The 14,605-nt window shown below is 68.7% G+C and carries 17 protein-coding genes; 7 read left to right on the forward strand and 10 right to left on the reverse strand.

What is annotated here, in order from left to right; all coding sequences use genetic code 11:
• The 3 genes from ACWCOV_RS32165 to ACWCOV_RS32175 all read right to left on the reverse strand — a co-directional run.
• A partial coding sequence (locus tag ACWCOV_RS32165) for an NAD(P)-binding domain-containing protein (protein WP_449833098.1) occupies positions 1 to 213 on the reverse strand: 213 nt, incomplete at its 3' end.
• 24 nt (positions 214 to 237) lie between these two features.
• The gene (locus ACWCOV_RS32170) at positions 238 to 879 is read right to left on the reverse strand and encodes a response regulator transcription factor (RefSeq protein WP_449833099.1); all 642 of its coding nucleotides are present in this window, start codon (positions 877 to 879) and stop codon (positions 238 to 240) included.
• Complete coding sequence (locus ACWCOV_RS32175) at positions 870 to 2,753, reverse strand: sensor histidine kinase (RefSeq protein WP_449833100.1); 1,884 nt, start codon at positions 2,751 to 2,753, stop codon at positions 870 to 872. The genes ACWCOV_RS32170 and ACWCOV_RS32175 overlap by 10 nt, the downstream gene beginning before the upstream one ends.
• Positions 2,754 to 2,889: 136 nt before the next feature.
• Between ACWCOV_RS32175 and ACWCOV_RS32180 the strand changes: the two genes are divergently transcribed.
• Positions 2,890 to 3,549, forward strand: a complete 660-nt coding sequence (locus ACWCOV_RS32180) for a hypothetical protein (RefSeq protein ID WP_449833101.1) — start codon at positions 2,890 to 2,892, stop codon at positions 3,547 to 3,549.
• Between the two features lie 3 nt (positions 3,550 to 3,552).
• Here ACWCOV_RS32180 and ACWCOV_RS32185 read toward each other — a convergent pair whose 3' ends face one another.
• Positions 3,553 to 4,533: a ribose-phosphate diphosphokinase gene (locus ACWCOV_RS32185; protein ID WP_449833102.1), complete on the reverse strand. Its 981-nt coding sequence runs from the start codon at positions 4,531 to 4,533 to the stop codon at positions 3,553 to 3,555.
• A gap of 13 nt (positions 4,534 to 4,546) precedes the next feature.
• Positions 4,547 to 6,022: a bifunctional UDP-N-acetylglucosamine diphosphorylase/glucosamine-1-phosphate N-acetyltransferase GlmU gene (glmU, locus tag ACWCOV_RS32190; protein WP_449833103.1), complete on the reverse strand. Its 1,476-nt coding sequence runs from the start codon at positions 6,020 to 6,022 to the stop codon at positions 4,547 to 4,549.
• A gap of 714 nt (positions 6,023 to 6,736) precedes the next feature.
• On the opposite strand from glmU, the gene ACWCOV_RS32195 reads away from it, so the two are divergent.
• Entirely contained in the window at positions 6,737 to 7,069 is a 333-nt protein-coding gene (locus tag ACWCOV_RS32195) for a VOC family protein (RefSeq protein ID WP_449833104.1), read from the forward strand.
• A gap of 88 nt (positions 7,070 to 7,157) precedes the next feature.
• Here the strand turns inward: ACWCOV_RS32195 and ACWCOV_RS32200 are convergent, their stop codons facing one another.
• A complete protein-coding gene (locus ACWCOV_RS32200; protein WP_449833105.1) occupies positions 7,158 to 7,514 on the reverse strand; it encodes a hypothetical protein in 357 nt (118 codons plus the stop codon).
• Positions 7,515 to 7,601: 87 nt separating this feature from the next.
• Here ACWCOV_RS32200 and ACWCOV_RS32205 point away from each other — a divergent pair, with 87 nt between their 5' ends.
• Entirely contained in the window at positions 7,602 to 7,919 is a 318-nt protein-coding gene (locus ACWCOV_RS32205; protein ID WP_449833106.1) for a cadmium resistance transporter, read from the forward strand.
• Positions 7,920 to 8,088: 169 nt separating this feature from the next.
• Positions 8,089 to 8,715 (forward strand): uridine kinase, encoded by a 627-nt coding sequence (locus tag ACWCOV_RS32210; RefSeq protein ID WP_449833107.1) that lies wholly within the window; start codon positions 8,089 to 8,091, stop codon positions 8,713 to 8,715.
• Positions 8,716 to 9,025: 310 nt separating this feature from the next.
• On the opposite strand, the gene ACWCOV_RS32215 is transcribed toward ACWCOV_RS32210, so the two are convergent.
• Positions 9,026 to 9,769, reverse strand: a complete 744-nt coding sequence (locus ACWCOV_RS32215; RefSeq protein WP_449833108.1) for a DinB family protein — start codon at positions 9,767 to 9,769, stop codon at positions 9,026 to 9,028.
• Between the two features lie 71 nt (positions 9,770 to 9,840).
• The gene (locus ACWCOV_RS32220; RefSeq protein ID WP_449833109.1) at positions 9,841 to 10,206 is read right to left on the reverse strand and encodes a VOC family protein; all 366 of its coding nucleotides are present in this window, start codon (positions 10,204 to 10,206) and stop codon (positions 9,841 to 9,843) included.
• A gap of 140 nt (positions 10,207 to 10,346) precedes the next feature.
• Here ACWCOV_RS32220 and ACWCOV_RS32225 point away from each other — a divergent pair, with 140 nt between their 5' ends.
• Complete coding sequence (locus ACWCOV_RS32225) at positions 10,347 to 10,853, forward strand: hypothetical protein (RefSeq protein WP_449833110.1); 507 nt, start codon at positions 10,347 to 10,349, stop codon at positions 10,851 to 10,853.
• Positions 10,854 to 10,950: 97 nt separating this feature from the next.
• Here ACWCOV_RS32225 and ACWCOV_RS32230 read toward each other — a convergent pair whose 3' ends face one another.
• Both ACWCOV_RS32230 and ACWCOV_RS32235 read right to left on the reverse strand, forming a co-directional pair.
• Entirely contained in the window at positions 10,951 to 11,196 is a 246-nt protein-coding gene (locus ACWCOV_RS32230; protein ID WP_449833111.1) for a hypothetical protein, read from the reverse strand.
• Positions 11,197 to 11,380: 184 nt separating this feature from the next.
• Positions 11,381 to 12,049: a Type 1 glutamine amidotransferase-like domain-containing protein gene (locus ACWCOV_RS32235; protein WP_449833112.1), complete on the reverse strand. Its 669-nt coding sequence runs from the start codon at positions 12,047 to 12,049 to the stop codon at positions 11,381 to 11,383.
• An 816-nt stretch (positions 12,050 to 12,865) separates the two neighbouring features.
• Between ACWCOV_RS32235 and ACWCOV_RS32240 the strand changes: the two genes are divergently transcribed.
• Together ACWCOV_RS32240 and ACWCOV_RS32245 are read left to right on the forward strand one after the other, a co-directional pair.
• Positions 12,866 to 13,867, forward strand: a complete 1,002-nt coding sequence (locus tag ACWCOV_RS32240) for an acyl-CoA desaturase (RefSeq protein WP_449833113.1) — start codon at positions 12,866 to 12,868, stop codon at positions 13,865 to 13,867.
• 57 nt (positions 13,868 to 13,924) lie between these two features.
• Positions 13,925 to 14,566, forward strand: coding sequence for a TetR/AcrR family transcriptional regulator (locus ACWCOV_RS32245; RefSeq protein WP_449833114.1), 642 nt, complete (start codon positions 13,925 to 13,927; stop codon positions 14,564 to 14,566).
• The last annotated feature ends 39 nt before the right edge of the window (positions 14,567 to 14,605 follow it).

The raw sequence follows: 14,605 nt of genomic DNA on the forward strand, positions 1-14,605 counted from the left end.
CACCGCGCCCTGGGGCGCGCACGAGCACAGCACCGCCTCGGCCTGGCCGACGGCCTCGGCGAACGGTGTGCCGATCAGGCCGGCGTCGGCGGCGCGCGCCGTACTCTCCGGGCTGCGGCCCTCCGGCACCCAGTGCACTTCGTGGCCCGCGGCAACCAGCTGCGCGGCCAGCTTCGAACCCATCGCGCCGGGGTGGAACACAGCGATCCGCATGGAGTGATCCTCACGGGTGAGCGGTCAGTGCTCCCCAAGATATGCCAGTACGGCGAGCACCCGGCGATGCTGCTCGTCGTTCGTGAGCAGGCCGAGCTTGGCCAGGATGCTGCCGACGTGGGTCTCCACGGTGCGTTCGGTCAGGAACAGCCGGCGGCCGATCCCGACGTTGGTGCAGCCCTCGGCCATCAACGCCAGCACGTCACGCTCCCGCGGCGTCAGCGGCGCGAGCCGGTCGTCGGACCGCTGCCGGCCGAGCAGGCGGCCGACCACCTCGGGATCGAGGGCCGATCCGCCGGCCGCGACCCGGTCCAGCGCGTCCAGGAACTCGTCGACGGCGAGCACGCGATCCTTCAGCAGGTAGCCGAACCGGCCGGTCGCCACGAGCTCGACCGAGTGCCGGGTCTCGATGTGCTGGGACAGCAGCACGATGGCCAGCGCGGGGTGCAGCATCCGGAGTCGTCGCGCGGCCCGGGCGCCGTCGTCGGTCTGGTCGGGCGGCATCCGGATGTCGATGACGGCCAGGTCCGGTGCGGTCTCCGCGACAACGGTCATCAGAGTCGGGGCGTCCGGTGCGAGGCCGACGATCTCGTGGCCGGCGTCGGCCAGCAAGCGCGCCAGCCCTTCCCGGAACAGTGCTGAGTCCTCCCCGATCACTATCCGCACGGCAGCACCGCCTCCACCGTCGTACCCCGGCCCGCCGGGCTCTGCAGCTGCAGCGACCCACCGACGGCCGCCACTCGGTCCAGCAGCCCGCTGAGTCCTGAGCCTGGGCGCGGCGTCGCACCACCGCAGCCGTCGTCCTCGATCACCACAGTGACGTGCTCGGCCGAGCGGTCGACCCGGACAGCGATCGACGACGCGTTCGCGTACTTGGCCGCGTTCGTCACTGCCTCGGCGGCGACGAAGTACGCCGTCGTTGCCAGCTCCTCGGGCAGGTCCGCCGGGATCTGCAGCCGGACCGGAATCGGCAGCGACTGCGTGATCGCGCTCAACGCGGCGTGCAGGCCGTCGTCCAGGCTGGTCGGTCGCAGCCCGTGCGCGATCTGCCGCAGTTCGGCGACCGCTGTGGCGAGCTCTGCGACGCCTTGGTCGAGCAATCCGTCGATGTCCACGGAGCCGTCGTCCAGGTGCCGCTGCGCGAGCCGCATCGCCATGCCCAGCGAGACGAGCCGTTGCTGCGCTCCGTCGTGGAGGTCCCGCTCGAGTCGCCTGCGCTCGGCATCACCAGCCTGCACGAGTCGCGCCCGGCTCGCCCCCACCTCACGCAACGCCCCGGCCAGCTCGGCCCGCAACCGCGTCACCTCGACCAGACTGGCCGCCGCAGCCGCCACAGCCTTCAGTACGGCGGGACTGGTGCGATCCGACGCGAGTACGCCGATCTGCGCACCACCCAGCGTCACCGGAACGAGCTGTGGCCCGGCAACCGCCATACCAGCGGCGTCGACGAAGCCGGACGCGCCGGGGACGAGCAGACCGACGCGGAGACCGGGATCGCGGAGTGCGGTGCGTAGTGCGGACTCCAGCTCCTCCGGCTGGGCCTGCTCGGTGTGGATGCGCTGCTGGAGGTCCTCGATGGCCAGCAGGGCGGCACGGCGGGGTGGATAGAGGCGGCGATCGACTGTGCGCTGCAGGCGGGTTCGCAGTGGCGACAGGACGAGTGCGCAGACGGCTGTGGCGGCCGCGGCCACGACTGCGGAGTCGCGACCGAGTACTAGGCCCAGTGACACGGCGGCCACGGCGTAGGTGCCGAGCAGGACGACCATCACGATGCCGTAGGTGACGGTGTCAGCCAGCACGCGGTCGACGTCGTAGAGGTCGTGCCGGAGCATCGCCACGGCGACGGAGGCCGGCAGGGATATCAGTGTGGCGAGGCCGAAGACCGTGGCCACGATGCCGGAGTCGCCGGAGATGAGGATCTCGGCGAGGCAGACGAACGGGTAGAGGACGACGGCCAGTCCGGCAAGGGCGAGCCACTTGAGCTGAGCCCTGGCTGTGCCGGTCGATCGGCGGTACCGGACCAGCACGGAGACCGCTGAGGCCAGGCACACGGCCAGGAAGGCGACGAACACGACCTCGCTGATCACCTGTAGCGGTAGCGGCAGATCGAACGCAGCCAGGACCTGCTGGGCAAGGCAGAGCAACACGACGGCGGGCGGCAGCGGTCGCCAGAAGGCTCGGCCGTTCGGGAAGTAGAGCAGTAGCAGGCTGATCGCGGCCAGCAGCCACCAGCCGCTCTCCTCGAGCGCTCTGACCACCCGGCTGTCCACTGTGAGGCCCTCGGCGTTGTAGTAGACGTCGCGGGCGGCCAGGTAGACCGTGATCGCGCCGATCCAGCCGAGCAGGGCGCCGACCACTGCCTCGCGTCTGCTGACCACGAGTCCGAGCAGGCTGACCGCCATACCGATCGTGGCGATGCCGATGAAGTTCCGGAGCGTGTGCGGGCCGGTGCGGTACGCGAGCAGCAGCCAGGCGCTCCCCGCCACCATCACCAGGACGAGCAGGAAGGTACCGAGCGCGACCCACCGCGGCCACCGCATGTCGTCAGAGTAAGACCGCCGTACGCCGGACGACTCCGAGTCAGCACGGAGACCGCGGTCCGTGTCGGCTCCGATGTGCCGGCGGTGGGCTCCGGCGTTCCCTGAGAGCGTCAACTCGCGCTCTCGGAGGTTCACCATGGCGACTCAGACCGTTTCCAGTCCAGTCAGTGCCGATCCTGTGCTTCGGCGCCGGGTCTCGATCGTTGCCCTGCTGTTGGCGCTGACTGCCCTTGCGGCTGTCCCCGGCGGGCTGCTGTGGCCCGAGCCGGCCGCGGGTGGCGAGACGTACGCCTACACCGACATCCAGCCGGTCCGGGACCTCTGGTGGGGGCTGCTGGTCTTTCTCAGTGCCGCGCTCGTCCTCAACGTGCCGGCCCAGGCGTTGCTGACCACGCTGCTCGTGCGGGGCCGCGGCGCGGCCTGGGCGACCGTGGGCGCCGTCGTGCTGTGGATCGGCACCGCGCTGTACGCCGTCGGCGGCGCGGGCTGGGCGGCCGCCTACTACTTCGCGACAGCACCCGGTGTCGACCCAAGCGTGATCGAGCGGATCAACGACGACTCCGCCCACCTGTTCGGCCTGCTGGTGCCCGGCGCGCTGCTCGTTGCCGTCGGCACGGTCATCCAGGCGGTCGGCCTGTGGCGTTCCCGGGCCGTGCCGCGGTGGATCCCGCTGCTGTGGCTGACGATCGTCGCGACGTTCGTCGTACCCGGGAACGGCGTGGCAGGCCTGATCACCGCGCTGCCGATGACGGCAGCGTCGCTGGGTACGGCGTACTACGCGTGGCGGCGCGCCTGACGATCAGGCGCGGCCGTCGAACAGGCTGGTCACCGAGCCGTCCTCGAAGACCTCGCGGATGGCCCGGCTGATCAGCGGCGCGATCGACAGCTCGGTCAGCTTGTCGAACCGGCGGTCCTCCGCGATCGGCAGCGTGTTGGTGACGATCACCTCGCTGGCCTGGCAGTTCTTCAGCCGGTCCACGGCCGGACCGGACAGGATCGCGTGCGTCGCCGCGATCACGACCCCGGCGGCGCCGTCGGCGTACAGCGCGTCGGCCGCTTTGGTGATCGTGCCGGCGGTGTCGATCATGTCGTCGACCAGGATGCAGACCCGGTCCTTGACCTCACCGACGACCCGGTTCGCGACCGTCTCGTTCGGCCGGTCGATGTCGCGGGTCTTGTGGATGAAGGCCAGCGGCACGCCGTTCAGCCGGGCCGACCACTGCTCGGCCACCTTGATCCGGCCGGCGTCCGGCGAGACCACGGCCAGCTCCTGGTCGCCGTACTTGTTCTGCACGTACTCGCTCAGGATCGGCAGCGCCATCAGGTGGTCCACCGGGCCGTCGAAGAAGCCCTGGATCTGCGAGGTGTGCAGGTCGACGCAGATCAGCCGGTTCGCGCCGGCGGTCTTGAACAGGTCGGCCATCAGCCGGGCCGAGATCGGCTCCCGGCCACGGTGCTTCTTGTCCTGCCGCGCGTACCCGTAGAACGGCAGCACCACGGTGATCCGCTTGGCCGACGCCCGCTTCAGCGCGTCGACCATGATCAGCTGCTCCATGATCCACTCGTTGATCGGCGAGGTGTGGCTCTGGATCACGAACGCGTCGCTGCCCCGGACCGACTCCTCGAACCGGACGTAGATCTCGCCGTTGGCGAAGTCGTACGCCGACGTCGGGACCAGGCCGGCGCCGAGCTGCTCGGCGACCTCCTCGGCCAGACCGGGGTGAGCCCGGCCGGAGAACACCATCAGGTTCTTCTCGGTGGTTCGCTTCATCCCGCTCATGGCCGGCCTCCCGTTACGCCTTCTCGCCAGTGTCGCCCACAGCAGCGTCGTCCGTCTGCTGTGCGGCCAACGCCTCTTCGGCCGCCTTCGCCGTCTTGGTGCCCGCCCGCTTGCGAGCCACCCAGCCCTTGATGTTGCGCTGCCGGCCGCGCGCGACCGCGATCTCGCCCGGGCCGACGTCCTCGGTCAGCGCCGTGCCGGCGGCCAGGTACGCGCCGTCCGCGATCGTCCGCGGCGCGACCAGCACGGAGTTGCTGCCGATGAAGGAGTGCTTGCCGACGTGGGTCGGGTGCTTCTTGACCCCGTCGTAGTTGGCGAAGATCGTGCCGGCGCCGATGTTCGCGCCCTCGCCGATCGTCGCGTCACCGGCGTACGTCAGGTGCGGCACCTTGGCGCCGTCGCCGATGCTGGTGTTCTTGGTCTCGACGAAGGTGCCGATCTTGCCCTTCACGCCGACGCTGGTGCCCGGGCGGAGGTAGGCGAACGGGCCGACGGATGCCTGGGGGCCGATCTCGGACTGCGAGCCGTGCGCCCGGATGATGGTCGCCTGGGCCCCGACCTTCACGTCGGTCAGCGTGGTGTCCGGGCCGATCGTGGCGCCCTCGTCGACCGTGGTCGCGCCGTGCAGCTGGGTGTTCGGCAGCAGGGTGACGTCGGGGGCCAGCTGGACGGTCTGGTCGACCCAGGTGGTGTTCGGGTCCACGATCGTGACCCCGTCGCGCATCAGCTTCTCGAGCGTACGGCGGTTCAGCTCGGCGCGGAGCGCGGCCAGTTGGACGCGGTCGTTCACGCCCTCGGTCTGCATCGCGTCCTCGGTGACGTACGCGCCGACCCGCTTGCCGTCCGCCTTCGCGATCGCCAGGACGTCGGTCAGGTACAGCTCGCCCTGCGCGTTGTCGGTGGTGATCCGGCTCAGACCGTCGCGCAGCGTGGCCGCGTCGAAGACGTAGATCCCGGCGTTGATCTCGTCGATCTGGCGCTGCGCCGGGGTCGCGTCCTTGTGCTCGACGATGCCGGCGACGGTGCCGTCGTCACCCGGGATGATCCGGCCGTAGCCGGTCGGGTCAGGCACCCGCGCGGTCAGCACGGTCACCGCGTTGCCCTGCTTGTCGTGCGCGGCGACCAGTTCCTGCAGCGTCTCGGACTCCAGCAGCGGCACGTCACCGGACGTGACGATGACCGAGCCGGCGAAGTCCTGCGGTACGGCGGCCAGCCCGCAACGGACCGCGTCGCCGGTGCCCAGCTGCTGCTCCTGGACGGCGGTCTTGACCTCGGGGTCCACGGTGGCGAGGTGCGCCTCGACCAGTTCACGGCCGTTGCCGACCACGACCACCAGGTGCTCCGGGGCGAGTGCACGGGCGGTGACCACGGCGTGCCCGACGAGACTGCGCCCGCCGATCTCGTGCAACACCTTCGGGGTCGCCGATTTCATCCGGGTTCCCAGACCGGCGGCCATGATCACGACCGCCGCGGGACGATGGGAAGTCACGCGGTCTTCTCCTCGAGTTCCCTGCGAGTTTCTGGAGCCAGTATCAGCATGGGCACTCGAAACGGTGCCCGCGCAAGCCTACTTGCTCCCCCACGCACCCCCGACCGGCCCCACCCGAACACCGTGACCCGCCTCACGCGCTGCTGACTCTCGGTATCTTCCCTACGAGCACCCTGTGGACCTCGCCGCCGCCCTCACCACCCTCACGGCCGCCCTGACCACCGCAATAACCCTCACCCCCCAGTCCCGCCGCACCCGCAACCTCCCCCTCCTCACCCCGCCCCAGCCAGCCCCCTCGGACCAATCCCAACAAGGCCGGCAACCCCCGACCGAGCGCCGCCGCGCCCCAACCCCCGGCAGCGCTGCCCCAACTCCAACCGCCGGCAGCGCACCCCCAGCACACCGACCCCTCGCCACCCTCACCCCCGCCCAACAGGCCGCCATCATCACGGCTCTCCGCGCCGAACTCGCCGCCGCCACCAAAGCCGCCGACCGCAAAGCCGCCGACGCCAACCTCCTCTTCTTCACCGCGGCCTCCTGTCCAGCATCCTGATCACCCTCCTCATCCAGCCCGTCTAAGCCCGCGCACCGGCCCGCCGTTTGGCGGGGGTCGAGCGCGTCGGCGTACGTCGCCGCCTTCCGGCGCGCCTGCGGTAGCACCCCCGGCTGTCAAGCTGGGTGGATCAGAGTCCGGCCACCAGGCAAGGAGCTTTCATGAGTTTGTCGCTCGGAGCGATCGTGTTGAACGTCCCGGACAGAGTGCGCTCGGCGGCGTTCTGGAGCCAGGCCCTCGAGTACGACTCCGACCCGGGCAACCCCGACTTCCTCGGCCCCAGAAACGGACACGGGTCCCGCATCCACCTCGACGAAACCGACCGCACCCACCTGGATCTCTGGGTCGACAAATCCACCTCCACCCCCGAGGCCGAGGTCGAGCGCCTGATCGCCCTCGGCGCCCGCCGAGTAGAAGGCTGGACCTACCCACCCGACGCCGACTTCATAGTCATGGAAGCCCCCGACGGCACCACCTTCTGCATCATCGGCTGACCACGTGGACGCCCACCGATGCCCACAGTGCGGTGAGTCCGGCCGGCCGGTGCTATTCGGTCTCCCCGGCCGCGACAGCTACGAGGAGTCAGACGAATGACTGCTCGTCGAAGCTCAGACCGCCACGTTCGGCTGCCGTGAGCAGTTGGCGGCGTACGTGCTGGGGCGGTCGGCGGAGGTACTGCGTGAAGCCGCCGGCGCGAAGGTGGAGGTCGAAGGTGTGGCCCTCGAGGTGCCACAACGGATTCCGGAGTCGTGTCTGGCGCGCGATCCAGAAGCTGAACGGCTGACCATCCACCCACCGAACGACGCAGTCCACATCGAGCAACACACGCGCCGGCGGCAGTGTGCCGTCGTCGTACTCGCCGATGCTCATCGCGTGGATCCGGCAGTCGTGCCAGCCCGTCACCGCAAAGTCGGCATCCGTCCAGGTCGCCTTGCTCAACCCCGACGGCTCACCGCGCCAGCATCCAGCCAATAGGCTGTGCCGGGTCTGTTCGCCGCGGTTGGGAGTGTTGTGGAGCTCGGGTTGGTGGGGCAGGCGATCGGAATGTTCGCGATCACCAACGTCGACGACCTCGTGATCCTCGCGTTGTTCTTCGGACAAGCACAGCGCGCCGGCCGGACCGGCGCCGTACGGATCGTGGCCGGACAGTACCTGGGATTCACAGCCATCCTCGCGGCCTCCATCCTCGCCGCGCTGGGCACCGGGCTATTGCCAGAAGCCACGATCCCGTACCTAGGCCTGCTCCCGCTGGCACTCGGCCTGCGCGCCGCCTGGTCCGTCCGGCACGACCGCGGCAACCTGGCCGTACGACGATCTTCGTCGCGGTGTTCCTGGTCGGCGTAGCAGCGTGGTGCTCAGCCGGCCGCTACTTCGCCACCCGCCCGCTTGTAGCTCAAACCCTCTCCCGCTGGGGCCACATCCTCCTCCCGATCGTCCTGATCGCCATCGGCCTCATCATCCTCATCGAAGGGCTGAACCAGGCATGACGTACCGAATGGACCTTCTCCGCCGCGTGGCTCAGCTCGTGCCCGACGCGGTCGGCGAGGACTGCGTGCGGGTGGGGATCGACGGTCCCGACGCCTCCGGCAAGACCACCTTTGCCGACGAACTGGCCGACGTACTGCGCTCTCTTGGACGTCACGTCATCCGTGTCTCGGTCGACGACTTCCACAACGTCCGCGACATCAGGTACCGCCGCGGTCGCCTCTCCCCCGAAGGCTTCTGGCTGGACGCCTTCAACTACGACCGTCTCCGGTCCGACGTGCTCGAGCCCCTAGGCCCGGCCGGGTCCCGCCGTTTCCGCCGAGCCGCCCACGACCTGACCACGGATCGCGTCCTCACCCCGCCGTACGAGACCGCTCCACCCAACGCATTCCTCATCACCGACGGCCTCTTCCTCCACCGCGACGAACTCGCCACCTGCTGGGACTTCTCGATCCTCCTCACCGTCCCCTTCGCCGTAACCACCCAAAGAATGGCCACCCGAGACGGCACCAACCCGGACCCGAACCACCCCAGCATCCAGCGCTACATCGCCGCCCAACACCTCTACACCAAGACCTGCAGTCCTCAAACGCGCGCCACAGTGGTCATCGACAACACCACCCCCGAAGCCCCACACTTCGTCCGCATTCGATGACGATCCAGCACACACATGTCCCGCGGGTACCGGACAACGCGTCAGAGCAAACCCTCGGCGCCGACTGCGACGGCGACACGCTCAGCGGTGGGCGTACCTCAACTGGGACAACGGAGTCCGCGCGTACGGCAACCCACGTCGACACCACCCCACCCGACAGCCTCAGCCTGGCCCGACCGAAGCTGCCCTAGCAGCAACTGCTCGCGCCGCGGGAGTGGCTCGAGGCCAGAACGGTCGCCGTGGCCCAGGTCGCCGCGCAAATGGTTCGCCGACCACATCGCGCTGGAAACCACCCAATAGCTGACAGCGCTCAGCTACCCGCCGCGATCGCGTCGAGGTCGCGCAGGGCGAACCGTTGGTGCTCCCACTCCTCCTGGAGGATCACGTGCAGACAGGACCGAACGGTCTCAGGATGGTCAGGGTTGTGAGGATTCCGCCGCGCCTCATCCAGCACCTCCGGCGTCACCGTGGCAAGGAAATCGCGCACCATCGCGACCCGACCCGCGCGGACCTCCAGCACCTCGGCGTACGGCGGCGTGCTCGTAGCGACGACCGAGCCTCCGACCTCCCGATCGTCGTACGGCTGACCGATCGGATGGAACGGATCCTCGATCTCCAGAACCGCCTTCCCCAGCCAGATATCCGTGGCATGCACCAAATGCCGCAACGTCTGCGCAAACGACCACTCGCCGTCCACCGACACATCAACCGCCCCGTCCGGCAGCCCTGCGGCCCGCTCAAGCACCGCCGCCCAGGCCCTCTCGACCGCGGCCCAAGCCGCCCGCAACCCGTCCGGATCCTGAGCCCGCCGATCAGCCCGCCCCGGAAACCGCCGATCAAGCTCAGCCTCGACGAACGAGGTCACATCAACCCCGTTCACCCGGAAGAACGAGTCCCCCTCAGCCAACCAAGGCGCATCAATATCCGCGTCCCGAATCTCCACCCCACGCATCACCAGCCCCGACAGATCAGCCTCGACGAACCGGGCCCCCCGCAGATCCACCCCCACAAACTCCGCCCCACGAAGCTCATCACCCTTACCGAACCGCGCCATGACCTCTCCCCTTCATCGCCGACCGCCAACATCGTTCCACGCCCCACCGACAACCCCCGCAGACCAATTGCTCAGGCCTCGGTCGGGTCCGGTACGGCGTACGAGCAGACGTCGACGAGCAGCATCCCGGGGCCCTTGAACACGGCGGAGCGCATGCCGTAGTCCGTGTCGACCGGACCGAAGACGAGCTGCGCACCGTTGGCCTTGGCAACCTCAGCCGCGGCGTCCACGTCCTCCACAACGTGGTGCAACGTCAAGCCGTCGACGACTCCGGTCTCGACGGCCGCGTTCCCGCTCAACCACAGCCGCAGCCTCCCCGTGTCAACTTCAGCGAAGTTGTCGAACACGTCGCCCAGCTTCCACCCAAACGCCCCAGCCAGAAACCGCGCCGCCCCCGGAACATCCGGAACGATGACACTGATCGCATCGACGGACATATCCCACCTCGTCTGTTGGTCGAGCAGATAACCCTAGTGACGCCACAGGCCCATCGGTCACCCTACGAGCGGATAACGGTCGGGCATCAAGGCGCTTACGGCTGAACCGCGTTGCGGGCACGGTCGACTAGCGTGCTCGCATGCCATCTGGGGGCGGACGCGCGTTGGTGGCTGCCCTGATGCTTTGCGCGAGTGGGCTCGTGGCCGGCTGCGGCCCCCGGCTCGACGGATTCATGGGCCTGACCGTGGACGCGGCCGGCCAACCCGTCGCGGTGATGCAGATCTGCGAACACGTCGACGGCGTCACGATCTATGCCGAGCCCCCGCCTGGTCAATCAACCAACCGAACCCCGGTGGCGACCTGGACCATCACGCCGGCGCCTTCCGGCTTCGTACAGTTCCCGCTGTCCGGAGGCGGCGACTGGAAACTCCAGGGCGACCGCAAGCCGCTGCAGGCCAGCACGCAGTACTCCCTGCACGCCTGGAGCAACAAAGGCGACCCACGAACGGGCCACGCAACATTCACGCTGGCCGGCCTGCAGAAACTGAGGTACGGCGAGGTCCGCATAGGCGGCGCGTTCGCAGATCCAGGCACAAGCAACGTGACCACCCCACTCACCGACTTCCAAACAGGCCACTGCGCCTGACCGCCAGCAAGCATCCTGCGGCGATCCGCGTAGCCCCGCTTGGATAGGGCCTGCGGCGGTAGGTCCGTCCGTGAGCCAATCCGGCCGGTCCTTCCGGTCATCGAACAATCGGCTTCCCGTCGACGAACACGCGCTCGGCCATTTCCGCGATGTAGCGCAAGCCCCACGTACCGATGATGGGGAGATCTCGCGCCTCGTCGGCTGTGGCGACACGGACCATCCGGCCGTCGCGGTAGAGGCCGACTGTTCCGCCGACGCGGTGAGAAACGCCGGATAGAGCACCATCTCGGTCGTGCACCGGGGAACGTCGACCGAGGATTGACCCGCCGTTCTCGTCGATCATCTTGATGTGCCCGTAACCCCAGCGGTAGGGATCGCGACGACCACGCCGCAGGCGAAGCGCCCGTCCCGTAGCGGGATCCCCCAGATGTGACCTGGCAGGAGGCGAGCGTTCGACTTGGGCACGAACGGATAGCCAGCACGTCGCGAGACGACCATGACGTGATGATGTTCGGTCAGGCCGGCGGCTATGCGGGGAAGGCCCTCCAGTGTCCTTCGGAGATGACCTCGACGGTCCCGTCGGTCACCTTGATGGCGGTCTGGTCGTCGATCGCGTACGCCGGACCTGCGATGTCGGCGGCCCATCTCTCCGCATCGGCCATGGTGTTGTCCGGCATCTGCTCGTGGTCCAGGTGCGGGTAGATCGAGAAGTCGACGACCCCGAGCGTGCGGTCGTCCAGGGCAGACGGCCACGAGACGAAGTCGTCCCCGATCCGCGGTGTCATCACCATGCTGCCGGCACTCATCCCTACCCAGACCGCCTCGGGAATCGACGGCATGACCCGCGACAGCCCTGACTCCCGTATCCAGTGACACAGGTACGTCGTCTCGCCGCCGTCCACCAGCAGCACGTCGGCCTCGCGGACCCACGGCACCCACCGCTCCTCGCCGATGCTGGGCAGCGCGGTGAGCTCCAGGACGCCCAGGGTCGCCCAGCCCAGGCTGGTCATCATGTGAAACGGAGGCTCGCCGGCGACGGAGCTTCGCACCGAGGCGGGCCCGAGCATCGGGTGGCCCCACTGCGCTGTGGGGATGCAGAGCGCACGGGACTCGGAGATCGGCTTGCCCAGCAGACCGACCAGCGCATCGCGGATGCTCTCGTTCGTGACGCCTCCGGATGTGAGAAGGAGCTTCACATCGTCTCCCGAGCTGAGTGCGACGGATTCGTGTGGCGTAGGCACCGCGGACGTGTCATCGCCTGACTCCTTGTCTTGCCCTGTGACACCCTCAACTGGCCGCCCTTCACCTGTTCCACGAACACTACGTTCCGGATCCGACAACCCCTGCCAGGGAGATCCGGTGGGCCTCCGCATACGCGCATCGACAGATCCGTGCGTTGGTCGTCCGCCTCAACTGGTCGCCAAACGTCTAGCCTGTCGCATATCAGCCGACGGACATGTGTCGCGGATCAGTTGTCGGATCACAGCGGGTCAGGCGGTGTGTCCTCCGTCGACAGATGTACGACACCCGTCCGCCAGGTGACAGCGCAAGGAGCGGGACGCGGCCTGTGCGTGCGTGGAGGCATCACCCGACCACAGGCCGACAACGCACCACGAGTCGGCGGCACCACGCGGCGGTCACGGGCGCAACAGCGGGCGGCGGCCCGCAACACCTCGCGCGATCAGCGGCAAGGAGCGCGGTCGCACGCACCGTTTTCGGGTGGCGGGAGCGGTGGCGAGCACGGCGACGGAGGAGCCGGGTGTGGCGTCGCGGTGGGAAGGACCCCGCGCACCCGCGCGGGGGCCAACGCAAGAAAGCTCCCCCGCCTGGTTTCGATCCAGGTCTTCGAGATTCAAAGTCTCGCGGGCTGCCGAGTACCCCACGGGGGATCGTGGTCGCCGGGACAGTCTGCCATGGAGTGGGGTGAGCAACACGCTGAGGGGTTCCTAACCTACGCCTCCGTAGGTTACGGTAGCGTAGGTAAGCCGTCCTCCAGCTGAGGGAAATACGCCATGACTCCACCCGCCGTTGCCGCACCGGAGGCGCCCGCCCGCGCCGCGCAGGCCGACGAGCTCGACGTGCACACCGGGACGCTCGGAGGCGAGCAGAAACGCCCCTGGGAGCAGGTGGCGCTGGCGTTGTTCATCGGGATCCCGTTCCTCGCCGTGCTGGCCGCCGTACCGATCGCCTGGGGCGGGTTCCTGGGCTGGCGGGACGTGATTCTGGCCGTGGTGTTCTACACCGTCGCCGGGCACGGCATCTCGATCGGTTTCCACCGGCTGTTCACGCACAAGTCGTTCAAGCCGAACCGGCCGATGAAGTACGCGCTCGCCATCGCCGGCTCGCTGGCGATCGAGGGTCCGGTGATCCGCTGGGTGGCCGACCACCGCAAGCACCACAAGTTCTCCGACCGCGACGGCGACCCGCACAGCCCGTGGAAGTACGGCACCAGCCTCGGCGCGCTGACCAAGGGTTTCGTGCACGCGCACGTCGGCTGGCTGTTCGACACCGAGCAGACCCCGCAGCGGCAGTACGCGCCGGATCTGCTGAAGGACAAGGACATCGTCAAGGTGTCCCGGATGTTCCCGCTGCTGGTGACGATCTCGCTGCTCGCGCCGGCCGTGATCGGCGGGCTGTGGTCGTGGTCGATCGGGGGCGCGCTGACCGCGTTCTTCTGGGCCAGCCTGGTCCGGATCGCGCTGCTGCACCACGTCACCTGGTCGATCAACTCGATCTGCCACACGATCGGCGACCGGCCGTTCAAGAGCCGGGACAAGTCCGGCAACGTGTGGTGGCTGGCGATCCTGAGCCAGGGCGAGTCGTGGCACAACCTGCACCACTCGGACCCGACCTGCGCGCGGCACGGCGTCCTCAAGGGACAGCTCGACACGTCGGCCCGGTGCATCTGGTTCTTCGAGAAGATGGGCTGGGTGAGCGACGTCCGCTGGCCGGTCAAGGAGCGCCTGGAGGCGCGCCGCACGGATGCCGCCGGTCGTACTCTGAAGGCTGCCTGAGCGTAAACCTCCTCCTTGCAACACCGAAGTACGGCATGATGCTGACGTGATCTCGACGTGACGGAACCCAAACCGCGGCGGTCCGGCCGGATCCGGATGACGAGTGCCGAGCGTCGCGAACAACTCATCACCATCGCCCGCGGCCTGTTCGCCCAGCGCGGGTACGAGGCGACGTCGGTGGAGGAGATCGCGGCCCGCGCCGAGGTCTCCAAGCCGGTCGTGTACGAACACTTCGGCGGCAAGGAAGGCCTGTACGCCGTCGTAGTGGACCGCGAGGTCCGTGCCCTGCTCGACGGTGTCACCGGGGCACTGACCGCCGGCCGCGCGCACGAACTGGTCGAACAGGCGGCGCTCGCGCTGCTGGACTACATCGAGAACAACTCCGACGGCTTCCGGATCCTGGTCCGGGACTCGCCGGTCGGGTCGTCGAGCGGCTCGTTCATCTCGATCCTGAGCGACGTCGGGACCCGGGTCGAGCACATCCTGGCCGAGGAGTTCAAGCGCCGCGGCCTGGACCCGAAGAACGCCCCGATGTACGCGCAGATGCTGGTCGGCATGGTCGCGCTCACCGGCCAGTGGTGGCTGGACGCCCGCAAGCCGAAGAAGCCGGACGTCGCCGCCCACCTGGTCAACCTCGCCTGGAACGGCCTGTCCGGCCTCGAGGCCAAGCCCACCCTGTCGACGAGACCGCACAAGTAGGTCCGAACGACAGGAGGTACGGCGATCTCCGGCCGGCCG

The organism is Kribbella sp. NPDC002412 (assembly GCF_053592935.1).